A 24,559-nucleotide genomic window follows, 5' to 3' on the forward strand; every position below is an offset into this window, starting at 1 on the left:
AAAGAGGTCGTGTCATGACCGACATGTTCGTATCGCTCGGCACCTGGAACTGGCTGATCTTCGGCTTCATCCTGATGGCGCTGGAGGTGCTGGCGCCGGGCGTGTTCCTGTTCTGGCTCGGGCTGGCAGCCCTGCTGGTCGGCCTGATCTCGTTCGCTATTGTCATATCGTGGCAGATCCAGCTCGTGATGTTCGCGGTGTTCGCCGCGGCAGCCGTCCCGGTGTGGCGCCGGCTGGCGCGGGGCCGGACGGACTCAAGCACGAGCCCGTTTCTCAACAAACGCACCGAGGCTCTGCTCGGCCGCGAGTTCACGCTGGAGAAACCGATCATCGACGGCAACGGCACCGTGCGCATCGGCGACACCGTGTGGCGCGTCGCGGGGCCGGATACGCCGGCGGGGACGCGGGTGAAGGTGGTGCAAGTGGACGGCGCGAATCTGACGGTGGCTGCGGCGTAGTCTTTTCCTTCACCCTCCCTGGAGGGGGAGGGTAAGAGGGGCCGCTTACTTCTTCCACCTCTCCGCAAACCGGTGCAGCGGCATGAACGTTTCGCACAGCTCTCGCCCCAACGGCGTCAGCCCGTAGCCTCCACCTTCACCCAGCTCCACAAACCCCGCCTCGCGCAACTCCGTCAGCCGCGCTTGCAGCACCGTCGGTGAGGCCTCGTCGCAGGCCGTGCGTAGCGCGCGGGAAGTGAGGGGCGTGTCGCGTAACTCCCACAGGATGCGCAGAGTCCAGCGTTGGCCGAGCAGGTCGAGCAACGCCATGATCGGCCGTCCCGTGCGCGAGCCGCGGACGCTGCGGTTTTTGGAGCCGGCCCGTTTTGCCATCGAAACCTCTTGCACGTTGCTACAGAAAATGTAGCATATAGCTACGATAATTGTAGCAACGGAGGCAGCCCGTGTCCCAGCCCGCGTCGCGCATCGCGCCGCTCAAGCCGCCTTATCCCCCGGAGATCCAGGCGCAGTTCGACCGCATCATGCGCGGCGCGCCGCCGCTGGTGCTGTTCCGGGTGATGGCGGGTCACACCCGCGCCTGGGAGAAATTCCGCGCCGGGGGCCTGCTCGATCCCGGGCCGCTGTCGTTGCGCGCGCGCGAGCTCGTCATCGATCGCACCTGCGCGCTGAACAAATGCGAGTATGAATGGGGCGTGCATGTCGCGATTTTTGGCGGGCCGGCGAAACTCACAGAGGAGGAGGTTCGGGCGACCGTGCTAGGCGAAGCGATGTCACAGTGTTGGTCGCCGGCCGAGCAGGCGCTGATCGCAGCCGTCGACGCGTTGCATCACCGCGCGACGTTCACCGACGCGGAGTTTTCAGCGCTCGCGGCACATTATGACGAGGCGCAGATGTTGGAGATCATGCTGCTGTGCGGGTTCTATCGCACGGTGTCGTATCTGGCGAATGGGCTGAGATTGCCGCTCGAGGAAAAGGCGGCGCGGTTTCCGCAATGACGTGGGGCGTGCCTTACGCTACGCCCGCCCGCAGCAAATCGTGCAGATGCACGATACCGACGACCTTGTCCGCCTCGGTCACGACCAGCGTCGTGATTTTCCGAGTGTTCAGCACCTCGATCATCTCGGTCGCGAGCATCGAGGGCGGCACCGTCTTCGGCTGCTTGGTCATGATGTCATCAACCGACGCCGTCAGAAGATCAGGCCGCATGTGGCGGCGCAGATCGCCGTCGGTGATGATGCCGACGGCCTCGTTCGCCTCGTTGACGATGCAGACGCAGCCAAGCCCCTTGGCCGACATCTCCATCACCGCGTCCGACATCTTGGTGCCGAGCGGCTTGACCGGAATCTCCGCGCCGGTGCGCATGTAGTCGCGCACGAATTTCAGCATGGCGCCGAGCTTGCCGCCGGGGTGGAAATGCGCGAATTCCAGCGCCGTGAAGCCGCGGCCTTCCAGAAGCGCAATCGCGATGGCGTCGCCGATCGCCGCCTGCATCAGGGTCGAGGTGGTCGGCGCCAGATTGTGCGGGCAGGCTTCGCGCGCCTTGGGCAGCTCGATCACGATGTCGGCGGCTTGCCCGAGCGAGGACGCCGCGTTCGATGTGACCGCGATCATCGGGATCGCGAACCGCGCCGAATAGTTCACCAGGGTCTTCATCTCCGGCTGCTCGCCGGACCAGGACAGCGCCATGATGACGTCGTCGGTCGTGATCATGCCGAGATCGCCATGGGCGGCTTCAGCGGTGTGAACGAAGAAGGCCGGCGTGCCGGTCGAGGCCAAGGTCGCCGCGATCTTGCGCGCCATGTGGCCGGACTTGCCGAGTCCGGTGACAATGACGCGGCCCTTGGCTTGCCGGATCAGGTCGACCGCCTTGGCAAACGCCTCGCCCAGCGGACCGCGCAAGGCGGCTGCGAGCGCATTGATGCCACCGCTCTCCGTCTCCAGCGTGCGGAGCGCGGATTCGACGCTGGTAGGGGTGGGGCCGGATGATTGGGTCATCAGCGGTTTCGAACTCGGCATGCATCTATCCAGGGAGGTGGGCAATCGCCCGATTAGGCCTCCTTAGCACGCCGAGGCCGATGAGGCGACGCGGGCCCCAGAACCCTCAACGGGTCATTAACCATAATTGTTTTAACTCCATTAACGATGGTTCCCGCCTGTTCGCGGGAGCTCATCGACGAAGTGTCTGATTTCGTTGGAGTTGTTCCATCGTGGGGTCGCCTCCAGGCAGGGGCCGGAGCAGTCGCGCGTACGCCTTTCGCGCCGCTTTGCCATGCCTGCTGCTGATGGCCCTGGAAAGTGGCCCAGCGGCCGCCCAGAGCCTCACGCCCGACCTGTTCAATCCCAACCGCGGCGGCTTTGCCGCGCCGGACACGCTGCCGACGCGCCGCACGGCCGGCGTGCCACAGGCGCCGTCGGATGCGATCCCGACGCCGCCGGATCCCAACGTCGATCCGCGCAAGAGCCGCGAGACGCCGGCGCCGTCGCGCATCGGCCAGGTCCCGACCTACGGCCTGCCTGCTGCGAACGGCGCGAGCAGCTCCGGTTACGACTCGCTCAATCGCAAGCGCCAGCAGCCAAAGCTCTATCCCGGCCAGGCAAAGCCGAAGCGACCCGTCGGGCCCGGTTCACCGGTGCCGGCTGCGACGCCGGACACGAGCCTCGGCCCGCCACGCATCGCGCCGCCGCCGTCGGAGACCGCGCACAAGACACCGGTGCCGCCGGCGATGGCCGGCACCGTGCCCGGCCAGCCCTTGCGACGCCGCCTCAAGGCCGACGACGATGCGTTCGGCGCGGTCGGCGACTATGCCGGCAGCTTCCTGATCAAGGGCGGGCTCGAGCTCTCCACTGGCTACGACACCAATCCGGCGCGTCTCCAGAAGCCGATCGGCTCGCCCGTCTACGTGGTCGCACCCGACCTTCTCGTGGTGTCCGACTGGGAACGCCACGCGTTGGTCGCCGATCTGCGCGGCTCGTTCTCGGGCTACACCAACAACATGCCGGCGACGATCGACGGCTTTGCTTCGCCATCGCCGGTCGAGATCGACCGCCCCGATTTCACCGGCCATGTCGACGGCCGCTTCGACGTCGATCGCGATCTCAAATTGACCTCCCAGTTCCGGCTGCGGCTCGCGACCGACAATCCCGGCAGCCCGAACGTGCAGGCGGGTCTGCAAAAATATCCGATCTACGCCACCTATGGCGGCACCTTCGGTTTCGACCAGACTTTTAATCGCTTCCAGGTCGCGGCCGGCGCCACCATCGATCGCACGGCCTATACGGACTCCAAGCTCACCGACGGCTCGACCTTCAGCAATGACGATCGCGACTTCAACCAGTATGGCGGCGTCGGGCGCTTCTCCTACGAGCTCAAGCCGGGCCTGAAGCCGTTCGTCGAGATCGAGGGCGACAACCGCGTCCACGACCAGGCCGCCGACCGCAACGGCTATCTGCGCGATTCATCCGGCGGCTACGCCAAGGTCGGTACGTCCTTTGAATTCTCGCGCATCCTCACCGGCGAAATCTCGGTCGGCTATTCCGCGCGCAATTATGTCGACCCGCGGCTGAGCCAGCTCGCGGGCTTCCTCACCTCGGGCTCGCTGATCTGGAATGCCAGCGGTCTCACCACGGTAAAATTCTCCACCGACACGCAGATCGCCGAGACCACGATCCCCGGCTCCTCCGGCGTGCTGGTGCACACCTACGCCGCCGAGGTCGATCACGACTTCCGCCGCTGGCTCACCGCCATCGGCAAGTTCACCTACGGCACCTACGACTATCAAGACCAGAACCGCAACGACAAGACCTACTCGATTGAAGGCAACCTGATCTACAAGCTCAACCGCAACGTCTGGATCAAGGGCACGCTGCGCCACGACATCCTGGATTCGAACCAGCCGGGCTCAAGCTCGCAGGGGACGGTGGTGATGGTCGGGGTGAGGTTGCAGAATTAATTCCGCTGTCATGCCCCGCGAAGGCGGGGCATCCAGTACGCCGCGGCCTATCCGTATACGTTTGACGTCTCTGGAATACTGGATCGCCCGCCTTCGCGGGCGATGACAGTTTCCGTAAATCTGGCGGCAGCGCGAGCGACTACCGCGGCAGATCCGTCTTCCCCATCAAGAACGTATCAATCGACCGCGCGCACAGCCGCCCCTCGCGGATCGCCCACACCACCAGCGATTGTCCCCGCCGCATGTCGCCGGCCGCAAACACGTTCGGGCGCGAGGTCTGGTAGTCGAGCAGGTTGGCCTTGACGTTGCCGCGCGGGTCGAGGTCGACCGAGAGCAGCTTCAACATGCCCTCGTGCACGGGGTGCACAAAACCCATCGCGAGCAGGATCAGCTCGGCATCGAGCTCGAACTCGGTGCCGGCAATGGGCTTGAACTTGTCGTCGACGCGGACGCAGTGCAGCTTCTTGACCTTGCCGTTCTCGCCGGAAAACTTCTGCGTCAGCACCGCGTATTCGCGGACCGCGCCTTCGGCCTGGCTCGACGAGGTGCGCATCTTCAGCGGCCAGTTCGGCCAGGTCAGGCCCTTGTTCTCGTGCTCGGGCGGAGCGGGCATGATCTCGAGCTGGGTCACCGACAGCGCGCCCTGGCGCAGCGAGGTGCCGATGCAGTCGCTTCCAGTGTCGCCGCCGCCGATGACGACGACATGCTTGCCGCCGGCCAGAATCTCGGTGACGCCGTTCAGCGGCTCCTCTGAGACGCGGCGGTTCTGCTGCGGCAGGAAGTCCATCGCATAGTGGATGCCGTCGAGGTCGCGGCCGGGGATCGGCAGGTCGCGCGGGGCTTCCGCGCCGCCGGTCAGCGCCACGGAATCGTATTCGTTGAGCAGCTCGCGCGGGTCGACATTGCCGTCAGCGCCGACATGGCTGTTGTAGTGGAAGGTGACGCCTTCGCCTTCCATCTGTGTGATGCGGCGGTCGATGACGCCCTTTTCCATCTTGAAGTCGGGAATACCGTAACGCAGCAGGCCGCCGGCCTTGGCGTACTTCTCGAACAGATGCACATCGTGGCCAGCGCGCGCGAGCTGCTGCGCACAGGCCATGCCGGCTGGCCCTGCGCCGATCACCGCGACCTTCTTGCCAGTCTTGACGGAAGCGACTTCAGGCTTGAGCCAGCCATTGTCCCAGGCGCGGTCGACGATCGCGCATTCGATGGTCTTGATGGTGACCGGGTTGTCGTCGATGTTGAGCGTGCAGGAGGCCTCGCACGGCGCCGGACAAATGCGCCCGGTGAACTCCGGGAAATTGTTGGTCGAGTGCAGATTGCGCGACGCCTCTTCCCAATTGCCCTGATAGACGAGGTCGTTGAAATCGGGGATCTGGTTGTTGACCGGGCAGCCGGGCGTGCCGGGCGCGACCGAGCCGGTGCCGTGGCAATAGGGAATGCCGCAGTTCATGCAGCGCGCGGCCTGGTCGCGCGTTTCCTTCTCGGTCAAGGGAACGACGAACTCGTTGTAATGCTTCACGCGCTCGGCGACCGGGGTGTACTTGCGGTCGTGCCGTTCGATTTCGAGAAAACCCGTGATCTTGCCCATTAAACCCGAAGTCCCTGCCGCTTAAATCCGTTCTGTTTCTTCCTTGTCGTCATTGCGAGGAGCGTGAGCTTCGAAGCAATCCAGTGTATCCGAGGAGAAAGTCTGGATTGCTTCGCTTCGCTCGCAATGACGGGGTGTGATGTCTACGCCCCGATCGCGATTTTCGGCTCGGCGTCCGCGTTGGCTGCCATTTCGCGCAGCGCGTGCCGGTATTCGACCGGCATCACCTTGCGGAATTTGGGCAGCCAGTCCTTCCAGTTGGCAAGGATGTCGGCGGCGCGCTTGGAGCCGGTCGCCTTGGCATGGCGCGAGATCAGGACGTGCAAGCGCTCGACGTCGGAATCGAGCAGGTTCTTGAACACGTCGACCCGGCCGTGCGCCTCGAGGTCACCGCTGTGATGATAGGTGCCGGCGTTGATGAGCTCTTCCGACAGCACCGGCTCGAGATCGACCATCGCCATGTTGCAGAGCTTGTCGAAGTCGCCGCTCTCGTCGAGCACATAGGCGATGCCGCCGGACATGCCGGCCGCGAAGTTGCGCCCGGTCTTGCCGAGCACGACCACGATGCCGCCGGTCATGTATTCGCAGCAATGATCGCCCGCGCCCTCGACCACGGCGACCGCGCCGGAGTTGCGCACGGCAAAGCGTTCGCCGGCGACACCGCGGAAGTAGCACTCGCCATCGGTCGCGCCGTACATCACGGTGTTGCCGACGATGATGCTCTCTTCCGGCACGATGGCGCTGTTCCTGGGCGGCTTGACGATGATCTTGCCGCCCGAGAGGCCCTTGCCGACATAGTCGTTGGCTTCGCCTTCGAGCTCGAAGGTGACGCCATGTGCGAGCCATGCGCCGAAAGCCTGGCCGGCGGTGCCCTTGAGGCTGACCTGGATGGTGTCATGCGGCAGGCCGGCATTGCCGTAGATCTTGGCGATTGCGCCCGACAGCATCGCGCCGGCGGAACGGTTGGTGCTGTTGATTCCGGCCTCGATCTTCACCGGCGCGCCGCGGTCGAGCGCGGGCGTTGCCTTCTCGATCAGGGTGCGATCGAGCACGGCTTCCAGATGATGATTCTGGCGCTCCGAGTGATAGATCTTCTGGCCCTTCTCTTCCTTCTGCTTGACGAACAGTTTTGAGAAGTCGAGCCCCTTGGCCTTCCAATGCGCGACCAGCCTGGTCTGGTCGAGCAGTTGGACCTGGCCAATCATCTCGTTGAAGGTGCGGTAGCCGAGCGAAGCCATGATCTCGCGCACTTCTTCGGCGACGAAGAAGAAGTAGTTGATCACGTGCTCGGGCTGGCCGGTGAAGCGCTTGCGCAGGACCGGATCCTGCGTCGCGACGCCGACCGGGCAGGTGTTGAGATGGCACTTGCGCATCATGATGCACCCGGCCGCGATCAGCGGCGCGGTGGCGAAGCCGAATTCGTCGGCCCCGAGCAGCGCGCCGATCACGACGTCACGTCCGGTGCGGAAGCCGCCGTCGACCTGGACCACGATGCGGCTGCGCAGCCGCTCGCGCACCAGCGTCTGGTGGGTTTCGGCGAGGCCGATCTCCCAAGGGCTGCCGGCATGCTTGATCGAGGTCAGCGGCGAAGCGCCGGTGCCGCCCTCGAAGCCCGCGATCGTAACGTGGTCGGCGCGCGCCTTGGCAACGCCCGCGGCCACCGTGCCGACGCCGATTTCGGAGACGAGCTTGACCGAGACGTCGCCCGCCGGGTTGACGTTCTTGAGGTCGTAGATGAGCTGCGCCAGATCCTCGATCGAGTAGATGTCGTGGTGCGGCGGCGGCGAGATCAGGCCGACGCCCGGCGTCGAGTGCCGGACCTTGGCGATGATCGCGTCGACCTTGTGGCCGGGCAACTGGCCGCCTTCGCCGGGCTTGGCGCCCTGCGCCATCTTGATCTGCATCATGTCGGAGTTGACGAGATACTCCGTGGTGACGCCGAAGCGGCCCGAGGCGACCTGCTTGATCGCCGAGCGCATGCTGTCGCCGTTCGGCAGCGGCTTGAAGCGGTCGGATTCCTCGCCGCCTTCACCGGTGTTCGACTTGCCGCCGATCCGGTTCATCGCGATCGCGAGCGTGGTGTGCGCCTCGCGCGAGATCGAGCCGAAGCTCATGGCGCCGGTGGCGAAACGCTTGACGATGTCCTTGGCCGGCTCGACCTGGTCGAGCGGCACCGGCTTGCGCTTGTCTTCCTCCGCGGTCTTGACCCGGAACAGGCCGCGCAGCGTCAAGAGCCGCTCCGACTGCTCGTTGAGGATCTTTGCGAAGGCGCGGTAGCGCTCGAGCGAATTGCCGCGCGCGGCGTGCTGAAGCAGGCCCACCGACTCCGCGGTCCAGGCATGATCCTCGCCGCGGCTGCGATAGGCATATTCGCCGCCGACATCGAGCGAGGTCTTGTAGACCAGCGCCTCGCCGAACGCGTCGGCATGGCGGCGCACCGCCTCTTCCGCGATCTCGGCCAGGCCCACGCCCTCGACGCGGGTATGCGTGCCGGCAAAGAACTTTCCGACGAATTCCGCCTTGAGGCCGATGGCGTCAAAGATCTGCGCGCCGCAATAGGATTGGTAGGTCGAGATGCCCATCTTGGACATCACCTTGAGCAGGCCCTTGCCGATCGACTTGATGTAGCGCTTGACGATCTCGTAATCGTCGAGCGAGCCGGGCAGGCGGTCCTTCATCGCGATGATGGTCTCGAACGCGAGATAGGGATTGATCGCTTCGGCGCCGTAGCCCGCGAGGCAGGCGAAGTGATGAACTTCGCGCGGCTCGCCGGATTCGACAACGAGGCCGACCGAGGTGCGAAGACCCGTGCGGATCAGATGATGATGCACGGCGGCGCAGGCGAGCAGCGACGGGATCGGCACGCGATCGGTGCCGACCATGCGGTCGGACAGGATGATGATATTGACGCCTTCGCGCACGGCGCTCTCAGCGCGCGCGCAGAGCTCGTCGAGCACCTGGTCCATGCCAGCCGCGCCGAGGCCGGCGTGGAAGGTTGTGTCCAGCGTGCGCGACTTGAAGTGCGACTCGGCCACTTCCGAGATCGAGCGGATCTTTTCGAGGTCCGCATCGGTCAGGATCGGCTGACGCGCTTCGAGGCGCTTGGTGGTGGCGAGGCCTTGCAGGTCGAACAGGTTCGGCCGCGGTCCGATGATCGAGACCAGGCTCATCACCAGCTCCTCGCGGATCGGGTCGATCGGCGGGTTGGTGACCTGCGCAAAGTTCTGCTTGAAGTAGGTGAACAGCGGCTTGGCCTTGTCCGACAGCGCCGAGATCGGCGTGTCGTTGCCCATCGAGCCGGCTGCCTCCTCGCCGATGGCGGCCATCGGCGTCATCAGGATCGCGATGTCTTCCTGGCTGTAGCCGAACGCCTGCTGGCGATCGAGCAGCGACAAATTGGAGCGCACGCCGGTGGTCGGAACCTTCGGCAGCTCTTCCAGCACGATCTGGGTCCGCTCCAGCCACTCCTTGTAGGGATGGCTCTTGGCGAGGTCAGCCTTGATCTCGTCGTCGGGGATCAGGCGGCCCTGTTCGAGGTCGACCAGCAGCATCTTGCCGGGCTGGAGCCGCCACTTGGTGATGATCTGGTCCTCGGGGATCGTCAGCACGCCCATCTCGGACGCCATCACGATGCGGTCGTCCTTGGTCACGAGATAGCGCGCGGGCCGCAGGCCGTTGCGGTCGAGCGTGGCGCCGATCTTGCGACCGTCGGTGAACGCGATCGCGGCGGGGCCGTCCCACGGCTCCATCAGCGCGGCGTGATATTCGTAGAAGGCGCGGCGCGTCTCATCCATCAAGGGATTGCCGGCCCACGCCTCCGGAATCATCATCATGACGGCGTGCGGCAGCGAATATCCGCCCTGCACCAGGAATTCGAGCGCGTTGTCGAAGCAGGCGGTGTCCGACTGGCCTTCGTACGAGATCGGCCAGAGCCGGTTGATGTCCTTACCGTAGAGCTCGGAGCTGACCGAGGCCTGGCGTGCCGCCATCCAGTTGGTGTTGCCGCGCAGCGTGTTGATCTCGCCGTTATGCGCGATCATCCGGTAGGGATGCGCCAGCGACCACGCCGGGAAGGTGTTGGTCGAGAAGCGCTGATGCACCAGCGCCAGCGCGCTCTCGAAGTCCTTCTCGTGCAAATCGGGATAGTACTTGCCGAGCTGGTCGGCGAGGAACATGCCCTTGTAGATCACGGTGCGGCAGGACATCGAGCAGGGATAATAGCCCGCAAGCCCGCGGTCGCGGCGCTGGTATATCGCCTGCGAGATCGACTTGCGCAGGATGTAGAGCCGGCGCTCGAAATCGTCCTCGGTCTTGGCGGTGCCGTTGCGGCCGATGAACACCTGCATGCAGGCGGGCTCGGTCGGCTTCACGGTGACGCCGAGCGAGGAATTGTCGGTCGGCACGTCGCGCCAGCCGAGCAGGGTCAGACCCTCTTCCTTGATCTGGTCGGCGATGATGCTCTTGATGACGTTACGCCAGGCGGTGTCGCGCGGCATGAACAGCGCGCCGATTGCATATTCGCCGGGCTGGGGCAGCGCGAAGCCAAGCTCCTTGGCCTTGCGGCTGAAGAAGGCGTGCGGGATCTGCACCAGGATGCCGGCGCCGTCGCCGGCGCGCGGGTCGGCGCCGACAGCGCCGCGATGCTCGAGGTTGCAGAGGATGCTGAGCGCGTCCGAGACGATCTCGTGCGACTTCTTGCCCTTGATGTTGGCGATGAAGCCGACGCCGCAGGAATCCTTTTCCAGGCTCGGATCGTAGAGGCCAACGGCGGGCGGGCGCGAATTGTGTTCCTGAATCGGATCGGTCGTTTTCGAGGCGACCGTCGCCGACAGCTCTTCTGCCACGATGTTTGCGCGCTCGAATTGCGACCCGTTCATGTCCTCGTCCTCTCCATGCGGCAAGCTGCCTCACCGCTATCTTCGGCGCACCTTGGGCGTTCCGCGGCACCCGCTTTTGGGCCACCGCTCGTCCGCTGCGAGCCGCATTTTCTTAAATTCAGGCCAAGGCGCTCTACGTCCCCGAGAACGGCTCTACCTGTTGCCTTCTTGGCGCTCGAAAGCACCGACTTCGTTGCAATCCCTATGCCGGAACCGCAAGCAAAATTGAGACAGTCTTCCTGTCCTAACAATCACCTTGCCAAATTTTTGTCTATCACACAAGCGCGCGCAAGTCCCGATTCCCAACGAGTCAATCAGCGCTTTCCGCATGGCGAGCGGCCGCGGTTTTGAAGCAAACGCGCCCTGATCCGGCCCCGCCGACGCCGGAATCCCCAATGAAGCTTCACCTCAGCCCTTCGAAAGGAGCGCCACGCCGCAAGAAGCGAAAGAGCGCAAGCAATTCGGGGCCTGACAGGAGCGTTTCGACCATGAAGTTTTTCACAGGATGTGTGGCCGCCGCCGCGCTGGCGCTGGTGGCAAATGCTGCTGAGGCGCAAGTGCTGGCGAACGGAGCGGCGCGAGGGGCCCAAGGGCCCTATGTCGCGGTCTCGGATTTCGATGGGCCATACGGGCCGTCCGAAGCCGCCCCGCCACCATCGCCGCGTTATGGCTATGGCTATGATGAGCGCGGCCCGGGACCGGCGCTGCTGCCGGCAACCGAGGTCTACGCCGTGTTGCGCGACAACGGCTTCTCTCCGCTTGGCATCCCGCGCTTGCGCGGCGCCGTCTACACCATCGCGGTGATCGACCGCCGCGGCGATGACGGGCGGCTGGTGATCGACGCCCGCGACGGACGGATTTTGCGGTTCATGCCGACCGCTGATGCCTATGGCATGGCGCCGGCCTATGAGGAGCGCGCCGTTGCGCCTTACGGCCCGCAAAGCGCGCTGCCGCCGCCGACCGCCATCCGCGGCGGGCCGCCGCGCCCGCCCGCCTCGATCCCGCATGTCGCCAGCCGCGCTGCGCCACTGCCCAAGGCCGCCCCGCCGCGCGGCGAGGCGCCGGTGGTGGCCATCAAGCCGGCAGCGCCCGAGACGGCGCCGCAGGCTCAACCCGTGCAGCAGACTGCCGCCGCGCAGCCCAAGCCCGCCGAGGCGGTGCCACAAGCTCCAGCATCGACGATAGGCCAGGCCAAGCCCGCGGCGACGATCCTGCCCACGCAGGACATGCCGGCCGCGCAGGGGTTGGATTAGGCGCGCGCTTACGCGCGGTGTCTGTTCGATCGCAAGCTGCGTACTGCAATCACGGTGTCGTCCCGGCGAAGGCCGGGACCCATACCGCGAGGTGTATCGATAGTGGGCGGTGGGAGTACCGAACGACGGGTCTTCGCCAAACTCCTCCCTGGGGATATGGGTCCCGGCCTTCGCCGGGACGACGTTCGGGAGAGAGCCGGGCAAAACAACAAAACAAAAGGCGCCCGAAAATTCCGGGCGCCTTTTGCGTCAAGGCAATCGCTACTTAGCTGTGCCCGTACCCCGCCGCCTCCAGGATCAAATTCGCGACTTCCTTCGGATGCGAGACCAGCGAGAGGTGGCCGGCATCGAGCTCGATCGTGGTGGCGTTCATACGCTTGGCGAGGAAGCGCTCGAAGTCCGGGTTGATCGTGCCGTCGTTCTTCGACACTGCGTACCAGCTCGGCTTCGAATGCCAGGCGGCCTCAGTGGTGCGGCCGGCGAAGATCGACGCTGCGGTCGGCCATTGCACGGCATAGAGCTCCTTGGCCTGCTCGGGCTTCACACCATTGGCGAAATACTTCAGGAACGCGTCTTCCGAGAGCTTGGTGTAACCGTCGCGCTCGACGATGCCGGCGCGCACCGGGCCGGTCGGGAATTGCTTCGACAGCGCGACAAAATCCTCGTTCGCATCGGGGGCGCGGGCGGCGATGTAGACGAGCCCGGAGACCTTCGGATCGGTGCCGACCTGGCTGATCACGGTACCGCCCCAGGAATGCGCGACCAGCACGGTCGGGCCGTCCTGCTCGGCCAGCGCGCGCTTGGTCGCCTCGACGGACTCCGCAAGCGACGACAGCGGGTTCTGCACGGCGGTGACGTGCAATCCGGCGGCCTGGAGGATCAGGATGACTTCCGACCAGCTCGAGCCGTCAGCCCAGGCGCCGTGCACCAGCACGACGTTCTTGGCCTTCACGGTCTGCGGGGTCTGGGCGTGAGCGAGGCTGATGGGAGCCGCCAGCAGGCTCGCGGCGACGAAAAGGCTGCGCCAAAGTTTCATGATCGTTCTCCGTCTTGTTTTGGGTTCGATACCTAAAGGACGGAACGTGGGGCGGCGTCGTTACGCCACTTCACCTCTCTGTGATGCGGTGCAAAAGAAAAAACGCCCCGGGGCACCGGGGCGTTTTCGCAACCTGGAAGTGGCGTGCGCGGTTTAGGCGGCGGCCGAGTTCTCGATCACCTGCGCGCCTTGCGCGCCGGTGTTGATCGCGATCTGGCGCGGCTTCTTGGCTTCGGGAATCTCGCGCACGAGATCGACGTGAAGCAGGCCGTTCTCGAGCGAGGCGTTCTTTACCAGCACGAAATCGGCAAGCTGGAAGGCGCGCTCGAAGGCACGCGCGGCGATGCCGCGGTAGAGCACTTCGGCTTTGCTGTTCTCGTTGGCGACTTTCTCGCCCTTGATCGTCAGCGTGTTTTCCTTCGCGACGATGGAGAGCTCATCTTTGGCGAAGCCGGAGACCGCAACCGTGATGCGGTAGGCGTTCTCGCCGGTACGCTCGATGTTGTAGGGGGGATAACCGGGGCTGCCGTCCGAGCTCGTCTGGTCGAGCAGGTTGAAGAGACGGTCGAAGCCGACGGTGGAACGATAGAAGGGCGTCAGATCGTAGGTACGCATGGTCAAGTCCTCCATTGAGCGACTGTTGGATAACCCGCCCGCCAATCGGGCCGGGCTTTCGTCTGTGTGCAGCCTGATGTTCCGGTTCCGAAACACTGGTAGCGGCCTGCACCAAGGTGATATGGGTTTTGGGAAACTGCGTTCAAGAGGGCCGTATTGGCGCCTTTTCGGCGCTCCCCCGCCCCTTGATTTTAGCATTTCCCACCCATGACGCTGGTCTCGATTCCGTCCAATCCCGTTCCCGAAGACGTCGTCAGCGGCACCATCAAGACGCCTGATGGCGCCGAGCTTCGCTTTGCGCGCTGGGCGCCGCCGGCGGGCCGCAAGGGGACGGTCTGCGTCTTTACCGGACGCAGCGAATCGATCGAGAAATATTTCGAGACCGTGCGCGACCTGCGCGACCGCGGTTTTGCGGTGGCGATGATCGACTGGCGTGGGCAGGGGCATTCCTCGCGGCGGCTGCGCGATCCGCGCAAGGGCTATGTGCGCGACTTCGCCGACTTCGAGATCGACGTCGAGACCTTCGTGCAGCAGGTGGTGCTGCCAGATTGCCCGCCGCCCTTCTTCGCGCTCGCCCATTCCATGGGCGGCGCGGTGATGCTGCGGGTGGCGCATGCGGGCAAGCGCTGGTTCGATCGCATGGTGCTGTCGGCGCCGATGATCGATCTGCCCGGCCGCGCCACCTCGTTTCCGGTACGGGCGCTGCTCAAGACGATGCGCCTGACGGGGCAGGGCGGCAGCTACGTCCCCGGCGGCAGCGATCGCCTCACCGGGCTCGATCCCTTCATCAACAATCACCTCACCAGCGACCCCGTGCGCTACGCGCGCAATGCCGCGATCCTGGAGGAGGATCCGACGCTCGGGCTGGCGTCACCGACGGTCGCCTGGGCCGATACGGCGTTCAGGGCGATGAAGACCTTCAAGGGCATGAGCTATCCGTCCGAAATCCGCCAGCCGATCCTGATGCTGGCGGCGTCCAACGACACCGTAGTCTCGACCGCGGCAATCGAGGAGTTCGCTTATCATCTGCGGGCCGGCTCCCACCTCGTCATCGCCGGCTCGAAGCACGAGATCCTCCAGGAGCAGGACCGCTACCGCTCGCAATTCTGGGCCGCCTTCGACGCGTTCGTGCCGGGCACGCCGCTGTTCGGGTGAGGCGCGACGGTGCGCTCCCTCACCCCGATTGAGGGGCAAGGGAAGAAGGCGCGCTACAACGTCTTCAGATATTCGATCAGGTCGTAGCGCTCTTGCTCTTTGAGCACGCGGCCGATGGTGCCGTCCTTGCCGGGGCCCGGCGTGCCATCGAACGAGTGGCCGGCATTGCTGTTGCCGAACATCTCGGTGCCGTCCGACGCTCGCGTCGAGAAGCGCGACTGCCCGGTCTTGCAGCTCTCGCCGTCGACGACCGTGAAGCCGACCTGCTTCGGATCGTAGTCGCGACCACCGCCCATGCAGAACGATTTGGGGCGCTCGGCCGCGGGGCTCAGCATCCAGTACAGCGAGGGCACCGATCCGTTGTGCAGGTAAGGCGCGGTGGCCCAGACGCCGTTGAGCGGGCGAGCGCGATACCAGGGCCGCGGCTCTTTCTCGGGCTCGGGCGGCTGAGGACCGGGATTGGGGCAGTTCTGGCGCTCACCCCACCAGATCTTCTGAACCTTCGGATCGATCTTCGCATCGTCCATCGCTTTGCGGCTGACGATGTCGACGAGCACCATCAGGCCGAGCGAGTACGGCATGTCGGTCGAAGAGATCTCCGGCAGATTGCAGCTCCACCAGGCATTGAGGTTCTGCGTGGGATCGAGCTTGAGAAAGCCCGGCACCTGAACCGTCCGTTTCGCCAGCACATTGGCCTGAGCGGGATCGGTCCCCATGCCTTTGACGCTTTTCTGGACCTCGTTCAGAAATTTCTTGTCGCCGATGGGTTCCCAGCGCGACGAGGACCAGATGCTCTTGTCCGGAAATTCCGTGTCGAACACGGGATCGTTGACCGGCCCGAGATGGCATTCGACGCAGATCTCCGCATAGAGCTTGCGGCCGTTCTTGACGCGGTCGCCGTCGATTTTCCAGGCACCATCGCCGAAGATGTCCGATGGCCATTTCGGCGACGTCAGTCCACTGAGCTGCTTTTTCGGATGGGGCGGGGACCCTGCCAGCAACTCCTCGATCCAGTTCAGATTCTTGATGTCCATCGACGAGCGGAACAGCGTGTCCTTGGGGGTATTGTCGGACAAATTGAGCAGCGCGGTCACGCCCAGCGCTTCGCCGGCATTGCGGATCAGCGGTTGTTCGATGGACGCGTCATATTGCGCGAATTTGAGCCAGGGCACGGTCCAGATCGGCGGGAAGCTGACCGGCGCGTCCTTGGCATGCAGATTCTTTTCGAAGCCGCTGAGGCCGCTGAGCGTCATGTCCTGGGCGAAGACCTGATTGCCGATGCGGTTGAGCGCGTCGAGACGGCCGTATCCTTCTTCCGTGTCCTCCTGCGGCTCGTCCCGCTTCGTCTTCTCGTTGAACCTCGTCTTGCCGTCGATGGTTTTCGCGTAGGTTTCCTCCCAGTCTTTCAGGAACGTGCCGATCGTTTGCAGCTTCTGCTTCAGCGCATCGCGATCCGCATCGCTGGCGGAGGGGCCGAGCACACGGTCGGCGAAGCGCGTGAAGCGACCCGGCACAAGGAGCGTGTAGGCGATCGACAGACCGGTCGTGACCTCGAGCTTCCTGAGGTCGGTCATCGCCGGGCCGCCGTCGAAGCGAATGTCGATGCCTTTGTAGTGGATCTGGCCGGTATGGCAGGCGGCGCAGGTCAGGCCGATCCGGTCCTCGCCGAGCTGGCCGGTCGCAGGATCGGGCACGCCGGTCATGCGCGCAAAGCCGACGGGCAGGCCGCCGACGTTTTCAGCCTGGGTGCCCCAGTTGACCGGCGGATCCCAAAGCCGAGCCGGCACCGGCTTCGTCTTGTCGTAGACGTTGGCATAGCCGAACCGACGCAGCGTGGCGTCGTCGGTGTTGATCGTCTGCGGGCTGGGGATGAAGCCGAAGCGCTGCAGATGGTCGCTGTCATGCAGCATCCCGGGCTTTGCAAAGAAGTGAAGCCGCGGCTGCTCGAGCGCCATGAACCAGCTATAGGGCACCGGGAAGGTCGCGGTGCCCTGGCTGGCATGATGAAACCAGTGCCGGTCCTCCAGCGCCCAGTTTTGCTCAAGCCAGTACGCGGCCCGGGGTTCGACAAGTTTCGGCAATGGCGGGGCGACGAACTGGCCGATGACGCTGGGCAGCATCGGCTGGAATTGATCGGGAAAGCGCAGCGCCACGATGCCAAAGACGAGGAGCGCGGCGACCAATCCGCCGGCGGCGCGCAATATGAGCGAGGGCGGTTTGACCGGCTGGCTGACCATCCGCTGGGTGATCCTGTCAGGGAATTTGCGTTCGTTGAACAATGTCCTCACCTCGGCCACGCTGAGATAGCGGTCATCACCCTGGCCCTTGCCCATGATCTTGAGCAGGACCGGCCATTCGAACTTCATCAGGATTGGGTAGTACCAGCGAGCTTGATTGCCGGCGCGCTTGAGATTGTCGTCCATGAAGGTCTGGATTTGCGAGGCGTTGAGCCCGGTCTCGGTGCCGCCATCGGGATCGGCATAGGTGCTGCCGAAACCGGTGAGCCGCGCGATCTCGTCCTCGTTGACGCGCCCGTCGACGCCGAGGATGCGCGAGCCGGCACCGAGCTTGTCGAGCGGGCCGCCGCGCAGCCTATCGAGCTGCGTGCCCCAGAAAATGCTTTGCAGGATGTGACAGGCGCCATTGGCGATGAGCGCAACGCCGCGGACCTGGATGCGGGCGAGCGTCTTTTTCGCTCCAGTCTCGCCGCTTGCATTTGCGATGGTCTGCGACACCGTCCGGAGCGGGACGGTGCCGCCGTCGACAAAACCTTCGCCGACGAGGCCGCGCAGGAACGGGCAGGGATTGTTCGGCGAGACCTGGATTGAGGGGTCGAAGGGTTTCTTGCGGGAGTCATCCATCGGTCAAAATCCTGAAAGAAACGAATCGCGAAAAGCGGTCACGCCGATCAAGCGCGGAAAGTTTAACAAACAGACAGCGCCGACGCCGAAAGACAATACTACTTCAGCGTGTGACGAAGTGTGGCTGAATTCACTGTGGTGTCAATAAAGGTGGACGTGAGCGCGCGGCTTGTCCTCAGAACTTGCCCTCAGGATTCGGCAGCGCGTTTGACGTCGCTCTGAACCAAAGTGAGCTTGCTGACCGGCACGCCCGCCTTCAGCAGCCCTTCGCGATAATGCGCGAGGTCCTCGGGCCTCTTCCAGTGAAAATTCCGCAGATGCCGGTCGACGTTCAGGGTCGGGTAATTGCCCATCAGCACGGAGGTCGCCTCGATTGCCTCGCCGGTCCGTCCCGATTGCGCCAGCGCTGCGGCGCGGATCGCCAAGGCCTGCAAGTGGTTCGGATTGACGTAGAGCTGCTCGCGCGCCCACGACAGGGTGGCGTCATATTGGCCGACGAGATAATGGCTGAAGGCGTTCAGCGCCGCCCATTGATAGCGCGGGTCGCTGTTGTCGCGTTGCGCGGCCATCGAGAACAGCTCGATCGCCTGCCGGTGCTCGCCGATGACGAAGTGGCAGATGCCGAGCACGCCGCGCGCGCCCATGTCGTAGGGGTTGAGCGCGACCGCGCGCTTGGCGGCGTCCATCGCCGCCTCGTAATGCCCCTCCATGGCGTGGGCCCAGGACAGAACTGAGAACGCGAAGGACGAGCGCGGGTCGAGCCGGACGCTGTTTTCGGCGAGGTTCATCGCCTCGGCCCACAATTCGCGCGTTCCCTTGATCCAGCCGAACTGGATGCTCTGGATCTGGATCGTGGCGAGGTAGGCGTGCGCAATCGACAGTTTCGGATCGAGTGCGATCGCCTCCTTGAACAGGTCAATGGCGGCGTCCAGATCCTCCTTGGTCTGCCGATAGTAATGCGAAAGCCCCTTGAGGAAGCGGTCCCAGGCTGTCACGTCGGTGGTGAGGCGCGCGGGCGCGGAGGCTTCGGCGCGGACAATCTCGGTGGCGATGGCGGCGGACAGGCTGGTCGTGATCTCGTCCTGCATCGCGAAGAAGTCGCCGATGTCGCGGTCATAGCGGCCGGTCCAGAGTTGCTCGCCCGTCTCCGGCGCGATCAGCTCGGCGGTGACGCGGATCTTGGCTCCGGCACGCCGCACCGAACCCTGGATCAAATAGGTGGCGTCGATCTCGCGCGCGATCAGGCGGGTGCTCGCGTTCTTGCCCTTGAATGCGAAGGTCGAGTTGCGGCTCAGCACACGGTAGAAGGATTGCAGCGACAGCGCGTGGATCAAATCCTCGGTCAGTCCGTCGGAGAAATATTCGTCCTGGGCGTCGCTGAGATTGGCAAAGGGCAGCACGCCGACGATCGCGGTCCGCGACAGGGCCTCCTTCGCCTCGGGCACGCGCGTAGTCGCGCCCTCGGGCGTCCAGGTCCATATCCCGACCGGATCCTTGATGTTCTTGAAGCGGTGATTGCCGCCATCGACCAGCGGCACAGTGAGATGCTTGCTCGCTTCCTTGTAAGCCTTGGCCGAAATCGCGAACCCGCCCGGGCTCGCCACGGATTCGAGGCGGACGGCAATGTTGACGTCGTCGCCGAACACCTCGTCCTCGTCGGCGATGACGTCACCCATATGGATGCCGAGCCGGAACTGCATGGCGCGGTCGGCGGGCAGGTGGTCGTTGCGCTCCGCCATCAGCGTCTGCATCGCGATCGCGGCTTCAGTGGCGCCGACGATAGAGGGGAATTCCAGCAGGAAGCCGTCGCCGGTGTTCTTCACGACGCGGCCGCCATGATTGAGGATGATGGGGTGGATCGCGCTGCGATGGGCCTTGAAGGCGGCATGGGTGCCGGCCTCGTCACTGCCCATCATCCGCGAATACCCGGCGACATCGGCGCAGACGATGGCGGCCAGACGTCTTTCCATATCCTCGGAGCTCCAAAGGAGCGGAGACCTGCCACCGCGTGGCAGCGGCCCGCGAATCCCGCATTTCAAGAACCCGGCCTTTATAGAGCAGATGAGGCCGAGCGAAAGTATGAACCGCATTGCAAATTCGATGCAAATCCTACGCAATTCCGGCGGTGGACGATTGGGTGCGAACCGATTAAGCCGAATCCCTTCAGACCGCCCGGCCGGGGCGGCGGGGGCATTCACATGCTGGGCATTCACGAGATCTGGCTGTTCATCCTGTCGGGCGTGCTGCTCAACATCACGCCGGGACCTGATACGGTCTATGTCATCGGCCGCAGCATGCAGATGGGCTGGCGCGGCGGGGCTGCAGCAGCATTCGGCATCAGTTGCGGCTGCTTTTTCCACGTCGCGGGAGCGGCCATCGGTCTTTCGGCCCTCCTGATGGCCTCATCCACCGCGTTCTCGATCCTGAAGCTGGTCGGCGCGGCCTATCTGGTCCTCACCGGCCTTCAGATGCTGTGGTCGCGGCCGGCGCTTGTGGCGGTCAAGGACGAGGCGGAGCGGAACTCGCTGCGGCGGGTTTTCCTCCAGGGCGTCTTCACCAACGCGCTCAATCCCAAGGTCGCGCTGTTCTTCCTGGCCTTCCTGCCGCAATTCGTCGCGGCCGATGCGCCCCACAAGCCGCTCGCCTTCCTGACGCTCGGCCTGATCTTCATCTGCACGGGAACGCTGTGGTGCCTGGTGCTGGCGGCGTTCGCCGCGAAAGCCGCCAACCGGTTGCGGCAGTCCGAGGGCGTGATCGCCTGGGTCAACCGGACCTTGGGCTGCCTCTTCATCTATCTTGGCATCCGCGTCGCCATGCTGGAGACGCGGTAACTTTTCCTTACGCGAATTCCTTCAGCAGCGCGCTGCCGGCCAGATAGACGCCGAGCAGGACCATCGCGATCAGGAACCAGCGGCGAAACGCTTCCGCCGGCATCCGCACCCGCACCGACTGGCCGATGAACATGCCGGCAAAGGCCGTGGCCATGGCGACCGCGCCAGGCACGGCATTGGCTGGCGTCAGCAGGCCACCCGCGGTCAAGTTGAAGGCGAGCGCCAGCGTCGCCGTCGTGAAGAACACGCCGAGTGCCTGCACCAGTTCGTCCTTCTCCATGCCGATCGCCTGCATGAACGGCATCGAGGGGATCACCTGCACGCCGGTCGAGGCCGAGATCACGCCGGTGATGACACCGACCACACCACCGACCCATTTCTCGTTGTTCGGCGCGACGTGGAACTGGAACTTGTTCAGCCCGATCACGGCATAGATGACGAGCAGCACACCCAGCACGACCGTGCCATAGCGCGCATAGGGACCCGTCAGCGCGCCGGCATTGAGCCAGCATCCGATCACGGTGCCGATCATCAGCGGCCATAGCCGCTTCAGGATGTCGCGCAAATGAGGGCCGACAAAGGTCTGCCAGATGTTGGTGACGATGGCGGGCACGATCACGATGGCGATCGCGCGGCTGGGGGCCATGTTCACTGCGAGCAGGCCCATGGAGACGGTCGGCAGGCCGAGCCCGACCACGCCCTTGACGAATCCGGCGATCAGGAAGACGGCGGCGATAAGAATGAGAAGCGGGTCGATCATCCCTGCACATTGACCGAAGCCGCGCGTCGGCACAATCTGGAGGTTACGGAGACAGCCTTCGTGCTAGCCGAAGGCTGAGGAGACCTGCCAAGGAGATCTGCCATGCGTTTCGACCTCGTCGATCTCCAGCTTTTCATTGCGGTCGCCGACCAGCGCAGCATCACCCGCGGCGCGGAGCGGTCGCATCTGGCACTGGCGTCCGCCAGCGCGCGGATCAAGGGGCTCGAGGACGCCTTCGGCGTCGCGCTCTTGAAGCGCGGCCGCCGCGGCGTCGAGCTGACCGCGGCCGGCGAGAGCCTGCTCGACCACGCGCGGGTCGTGATCCACCAGGTCGACGCCATGCGCGGCGATCTTGCGGGCTTTGCCAGCGGCGTGCGGGCGAGCGTGCATTTCCTCGCCAACACCTCGGGCCTGTCCGAGCATCTGCCGAAGGCGCTCGCCGGCTTCCTACGCGAGCATCGCGACGTCGCCATCGACATCGAGGAGCGCGAGAGCACCGACATTGCGGCTGCAATTACCGCCGGTGCTGCCGATCTCGGTTTCGCCGCCGAGCACGCGCTGCCGGACCATATCGAACGCTTCGTCTTCAGCGAGGATCGCTTGACGCTGGTGACGTCGCGCCGCGGCCCGTTCGCCGGCCGCCGCCAGATCGATTTCCAGGAGGCGGGGCTTGCGAGTTCGTCGGGTTGACCAGCGCCACCGCGCTTCAGGTCCATATTTCGAAGCACGCCGCGCGGCTCGGCATGCGCCCGCATTTTCGCGCGCGGCTGCGCGACTTCGACGCGATCTGCCAGATGGTCGCCGCCGATGTCGGCGTTGCCTTGGTGCCCGAAGCCGCCGCCCGCCGCTGCGCAAAACTGATGCCGCTCGCCATGGTCCGCCTGCGCGACAGCTGGGCCAACCGCAAGCTCGTGATCTGCGCGCGCAGTTTCAAGGCGTTGCCCAGGCCGGCGAAGATGCTGGTGGAGCATTTGCGCGCGGCGGCGATGTGAGGGGGGCGCGCGCCAATGTGAGCTGATGCTGCGGCCGCGAGCACAGCTGCGCTCCCTCCCCCCTTGCGGGCCCTTGCGGGGGAGGGTGGGGGAGAGGGGTACCCAGCAAAAGGTGTGTCTGTTGCGAAGAAGAGAGATCGATGGAGTCCCCGTGTGGACCCCTCTCCCTAGCCCTCCCCCGCAAGGGGGGAGGGAACGCACCTGCCTCGTGGCGGCGCTGAGCTCAAACGGTTGATTACTTCGCCGTCTCGACGCCGGCGTCCTTGATCACCTTCGCCCATTTCGCGGTCTCATCCGCGATGAAGCTGCGAAAATGCTCCGGCTCATCGCCGATCAGCGTTGCGCCTTGCGCGGCGAGCTTTTCCTTGACCGCCGGATACGCCATCGCCTTCGTCGCCAGATCATGCAGCGCCGCGACGATCTCCTTCGGCGTGCCCTTCGGCGCCACCATGCCGTACCAGTTCTCGATGCGGAGATCCGGAAAGCCCGCCTCCGTCATGGTCGGCACATCCGGCGCAGTCGGGGCGCGCTCGGGTGAGCCGACTGCGATCGGCCGCAGGCTGCCTGCCTTGACCTGTGGCAACAGCACGGGGAGATCGAGGAACGTCATCTGCACCTGCTGGCCCAGCAGATCGTTCACCGCGGGCGCGGCGCCGCGATAGGGCACATGCACGATGTCGATCTTGGCCGTCAGCTTGAACAATTCGCCGGCGAGATGCGGCAGGCTGCCGGGGCCGGAGGAGGCGAAGTTCAGCTTGCCGGGCTGCGCCTTGGCCAGCGCAATCAATTCGCCGATGTCCTTGGCCGGCAAATTGGTCGCCACCACCAGCATTTCCGGCACGGTCGCGACCAGCGTCACCGGTGTCAGGTCGGCGAGCGTATCGTAGGCGACCTTCTCCATGCTCGGGCTGATCGCGAGCGCGCCGGCAGAGGAGATCGCGATGGTGTAGCCGTCGGGCGCGCTCTTGGCGACCGCATCGGTGCCGAGCACGCCGCCCTGGCCGCCGCGATTGTCGATCAGCACCGGCTGGCCCGACAGTTCCGACATGCGCTGGCCGATCACGCGCGCGATGATGTCGTTGGGCCCTCCGGCCGGGAACGGCACGATCAGCTTGATCGGCTTGGCCGGAAAATTCTGGGCGGAGGCGAGGGTGGGAAACAGCAGCAGGATTGCGAGGAGGAGCTTACGCCGGTTTTTCATGCAAACTCCCAGGCCGCCTAGCCGTTGAGCAGTTTCAGTGCTTCTTCGTGAACCCTGGCGTCGCCGGCGGCGATGATGCGGCCGCCGCCCTGGGCCGGCTTGCCTTCCCAGGTGGTGACGACGCCGCCGGCGCCGGTCACGATCGGGATCAGCGCTGCGATGTCGTAAGGCTTCAGCTCGGTTTCGACCACGAGATCGACGTGGCCGGCCGCCAGCATGCAATAGGAGTAGCAGTCACCGCCATAGCGCGACAGCCGCGCGCCCTTCTCGATACGGCCGAAAATGGCGCGGTCGCGCTCGTTCATCAGCAGCGGGCTGGTGGTGTAGGTCGTTGCCTCCGCCAGCGAGGCGCAGCGGCGAACCTGGAGCCGGCGCTCGCCGGACGGGCCTTTATAAGTGGCCGAGCCGTTGTCGCCGGAGAAGCGCTCGCCGATGAAGGGCTGGTGCATCATGCCGTACACCGGCGCGCCCTTGTGCAACAGCGCGATCAGCGTGCCCCAGATCGGAAAGCCGCCGATGAAGGATTTTGTGCCGTCGATGGGGTCGAGCACCCAGACATAGTCCGAGCCCTCACGCTCATTGCCGAATTCCTCGCCGACGATGCCGTGCTGGGGGAAGTTGGCCTTGATCAGCCGTCGCATCACCGCCTCTGCGGCGCGGTCGGCTTCCGTGACCGGATCGAAATCCTTGGTCTTGCTCTTGTCGTCGATCGACAGCGAGGTGCGGAAGAACGGCAGAATGGTTTCGCCGGAGGCAGTGGCGAGCCGTCCGATGAAGGCTGAGAAGTCGATCACCGTCACGGTGCATCCTCAAAACGAAAGTCGGGTGAAGCTCGCTTCTGCCTAGCTCAAATCGTCTGAGACGGGCAGCGCTGTGTTGGCTTGCACCCCGGTATTTTGAATGCGGATGCCGGTTGCCTCATCTGAGCCATATGCTGGCCAAATATCGATCATTGAGTTGAATACTTAGTTCCGAACAT

17 protein-coding genes and 1 pseudogene are annotated in these 24,559 nt (G+C 64.7%); 7 read left to right on the forward strand and 11 right to left on the reverse strand.

The genetic code is table 11. The features are described 5' to 3' along the window. The first annotated feature begins 14 nt into the window (after positions 1 to 14). A complete protein-coding gene (locus UB31_RS14435; protein ID WP_045011288.1) occupies positions 15 to 458 on the forward strand; it encodes an NfeD family protein in 444 nt (147 codons plus the stop codon). 45 nt (positions 459 to 503) lie between these two features. Here UB31_RS14435 and UB31_RS14440 read toward each other — a convergent pair whose 3' ends face one another. Then, a complete protein-coding gene (locus tag UB31_RS14440; RefSeq protein WP_045004041.1) occupies positions 504 to 830 on the reverse strand; it encodes a winged helix-turn-helix transcriptional regulator in 327 nt (108 codons plus the stop codon). Between the two features lie 71 nt (positions 831 to 901). On the opposite strand from UB31_RS14440, the gene UB31_RS14445 reads away from it, so the two are divergent. Next, a complete protein-coding gene (locus UB31_RS14445; protein WP_045011289.1) occupies positions 902 to 1,453 on the forward strand; it encodes a carboxymuconolactone decarboxylase family protein in 552 nt (183 codons plus the stop codon). Positions 1,454 to 1,466: 13 nt separating this feature from the next. On the opposite strand, the gene UB31_RS14450 is transcribed toward UB31_RS14445, so the two are convergent. Continuing rightward, positions 1,467 to 2,474: a KpsF/GutQ family sugar-phosphate isomerase gene (locus tag UB31_RS14450; RefSeq protein WP_045011290.1), complete on the reverse strand. Its 1,008-nt coding sequence runs from the start codon at positions 2,472 to 2,474 to the stop codon at positions 1,467 to 1,469. A 191-nt stretch (positions 2,475 to 2,665) separates the two neighbouring features. On the opposite strand from UB31_RS14450, the gene UB31_RS14455 reads away from it, so the two are divergent. After that, positions 2,666 to 4,408 carry an outer membrane beta-barrel protein gene (locus UB31_RS14455; RefSeq protein WP_045011291.1) on the forward strand — a complete coding sequence of 581 codons (1,743 nt, stop codon included), beginning with the start codon at positions 2,666 to 2,668 and terminating at the stop codon, positions 4,406 to 4,408. A 139-nt stretch (positions 4,409 to 4,547) separates the two neighbouring features. Here the strand turns inward: UB31_RS14455 and UB31_RS14460 are convergent, their stop codons facing one another. Together UB31_RS14460 and gltB are read right to left on the reverse strand one after the other, a co-directional pair. Beyond that, a complete protein-coding gene (locus UB31_RS14460; protein WP_045011292.1) occupies positions 4,548 to 5,999 on the reverse strand; it encodes a glutamate synthase subunit beta in 1,452 nt (483 codons plus the stop codon). Positions 6,000 to 6,142: 143 nt separating this feature from the next. Next, entirely contained in the window at positions 6,143 to 10,876 is a 4,734-nt protein-coding gene (gene gltB, locus UB31_RS14465; protein ID WP_045011293.1) for a glutamate synthase large subunit, read from the reverse strand. 488 nt (positions 10,877 to 11,364) lie between these two features. Here gltB and UB31_RS14470 point away from each other — a divergent pair, with 488 nt between their 5' ends. Then, a complete protein-coding gene (locus tag UB31_RS14470; RefSeq protein ID WP_045011294.1) occupies positions 11,365 to 12,129 on the forward strand; it encodes a hypothetical protein in 765 nt (254 codons plus the stop codon). A gap of 265 nt (positions 12,130 to 12,394) precedes the next feature. Here UB31_RS14470 and UB31_RS14475 read toward each other — a convergent pair whose 3' ends face one another. Continuing rightward, positions 12,395 to 13,165, reverse strand: a complete 771-nt coding sequence (locus tag UB31_RS14475; protein WP_045011295.1) for an alpha/beta fold hydrolase — start codon at positions 13,163 to 13,165, stop codon at positions 12,395 to 12,397. A gap of 153 nt (positions 13,166 to 13,318) precedes the next feature. Further along, positions 13,319 to 13,780: an Hsp20 family protein gene (locus UB31_RS14480; protein ID WP_045004256.1), complete on the reverse strand. Its 462-nt coding sequence runs from the start codon at positions 13,778 to 13,780 to the stop codon at positions 13,319 to 13,321. Between the two features lie 207 nt (positions 13,781 to 13,987). On the opposite strand from UB31_RS14480, the gene UB31_RS14485 reads away from it, so the two are divergent. Then, positions 13,988 to 14,935, forward strand: coding sequence for an alpha/beta fold hydrolase (locus UB31_RS14485; protein WP_045011296.1), 948 nt, complete (start codon positions 13,988 to 13,990; stop codon positions 14,933 to 14,935). Between the two features lie 53 nt (positions 14,936 to 14,988). Here the strand turns inward: UB31_RS14485 and UB31_RS14490 are convergent, their stop codons facing one another. Further along, positions 14,989 to 17,796, reverse strand: a complete 2,808-nt coding sequence (locus UB31_RS14490; RefSeq protein WP_045011297.1) for a di-heme-cytochrome C peroxidase — start codon at positions 17,794 to 17,796, stop codon at positions 14,989 to 14,991. Positions 17,797 to 17,984: 188 nt separating this feature from the next. Next, complete coding sequence (locus UB31_RS14495) at positions 17,985 to 19,766, reverse strand: adenylate/guanylate cyclase domain-containing protein (protein WP_045011298.1); 1,782 nt, start codon at positions 19,764 to 19,766, stop codon at positions 17,985 to 17,987. Positions 19,767 to 19,994: 228 nt separating this feature from the next. On the opposite strand from UB31_RS14495, the gene UB31_RS14500 reads away from it, so the two are divergent. Beyond that, the gene (locus UB31_RS14500; RefSeq protein ID WP_045011299.1) at positions 19,995 to 20,627 is read left to right on the forward strand and encodes a LysE family translocator; all 633 of its coding nucleotides are present in this window, start codon (positions 19,995 to 19,997) and stop codon (positions 20,625 to 20,627) included. Positions 20,628 to 20,634: 7 nt separating this feature from the next. On the opposite strand, the gene UB31_RS14505 is transcribed toward UB31_RS14500, so the two are convergent. Beyond that, positions 20,635 to 21,387 carry a sulfite exporter TauE/SafE family protein gene (locus tag UB31_RS14505; RefSeq protein ID WP_045004021.1) on the reverse strand — a complete coding sequence of 251 codons (753 nt, stop codon included), beginning with the start codon at positions 21,385 to 21,387 and terminating at the stop codon, positions 20,635 to 20,637. Between the two features lie 102 nt (positions 21,388 to 21,489). Here UB31_RS14505 and UB31_RS14510 point away from each other — a divergent pair. Beyond that, positions 21,490 to 22,379: pseudogene (locus UB31_RS14510) on the forward strand (LysR substrate-binding domain-containing protein). Between the two features lie 235 nt (positions 22,380 to 22,614). Here UB31_RS14510 and UB31_RS14515 read toward each other — a convergent pair. Continuing rightward, entirely contained in the window at positions 22,615 to 23,580 is a 966-nt protein-coding gene (locus tag UB31_RS14515; RefSeq protein ID WP_045011300.1) for a Bug family tripartite tricarboxylate transporter substrate binding protein, read from the reverse strand. Positions 23,581 to 23,597: 17 nt separating this feature from the next. Continuing rightward, positions 23,598 to 24,380, reverse strand: coding sequence for a histidinol-phosphatase (hisN, locus tag UB31_RS14520; RefSeq protein ID WP_045011301.1), 783 nt, complete (start codon positions 24,378 to 24,380; stop codon positions 23,598 to 23,600). Positions 24,381 to 24,559 lie beyond the last annotated feature (179 nt).

Origin of the sequence: Bradyrhizobium sp. LTSP849 (assembly GCF_000938255.1) — a bacterium.
Lineage (GTDB): Bacteria > Pseudomonadota > Alphaproteobacteria > Rhizobiales > Xanthobacteraceae > Bradyrhizobium.

Excerpts from the sequence above, each read along its gene's own strand:
- UB31_RS14435 (WP_045011288.1), top strand. The coding sequence starts at position 15 with ATGACCGACATGTTCGTATCGCTCGGCACCTGGAACTGGCTGATCTTC.
- UB31_RS14440 (WP_045004041.1), bottom strand. The coding sequence starts at position 830 with ATGGCAAAACGGGCCGGCTCCAAAAACCGCAGCGTCCGCGGCTCGCGC.
- UB31_RS14450 (WP_045011290.1), bottom strand. The coding sequence starts at position 2,474 with ATGCCGAGTTCGAAACCGCTGATGACCCAATCATCCGGCCCCACCCCT.
- UB31_RS14460 (WP_045011292.1), bottom strand. The coding sequence starts at position 5,999 with ATGGGCAAGATCACGGGTTTTCTCGAAATCGAACGGCACGACCGCAAG.
- gltB (WP_045011293.1), bottom strand. The coding sequence starts at position 10,876 with ATGAACGGGTCGCAATTCGAGCGCGCAAACATCGTGGCAGAAGAGCTG.
- UB31_RS14470 (WP_045011294.1), top strand. The coding sequence starts at position 11,365 with ATGAAGTTTTTCACAGGATGTGTGGCCGCCGCCGCGCTGGCGCTGGTG.
- UB31_RS14475 (WP_045011295.1), bottom strand. The coding sequence starts at position 13,165 with ATGAAACTTTGGCGCAGCCTTTTCGTCGCCGCGAGCCTGCTGGCGGCT.
- UB31_RS14480 (WP_045004256.1), bottom strand. The coding sequence starts at position 13,780 with ATGCGTACCTACGATCTGACGCCCTTCTATCGTTCCACCGTCGGCTTC.
- UB31_RS14485 (WP_045011296.1), top strand. The coding sequence starts at position 13,988 with ATGACGCTGGTCTCGATTCCGTCCAATCCCGTTCCCGAAGACGTCGTC.
- UB31_RS14490 (WP_045011297.1), bottom strand. The coding sequence starts at position 17,796 with ATGGATGACTCCCGCAAGAAACCCTTCGACCCCTCAATCCAGGTCTCG.
- UB31_RS14495 (WP_045011298.1), bottom strand. The coding sequence starts at position 19,766 with ATGGAAAGACGTCTGGCCGCCATCGTCTGCGCCGATGTCGCCGGGTAT.
- UB31_RS14500 (WP_045011299.1), top strand. The coding sequence starts at position 19,995 with ATGCTGGGCATTCACGAGATCTGGCTGTTCATCCTGTCGGGCGTGCTG.
- UB31_RS14505 (WP_045004021.1), bottom strand. The coding sequence starts at position 21,387 with ATGATCGACCCGCTTCTCATTCTTATCGCCGCCGTCTTCCTGATCGCC.
- UB31_RS14515 (WP_045011300.1), bottom strand. The coding sequence starts at position 23,580 with ATGAAAAACCGGCGTAAGCTCCTCCTCGCAATCCTGCTGCTGTTTCCC.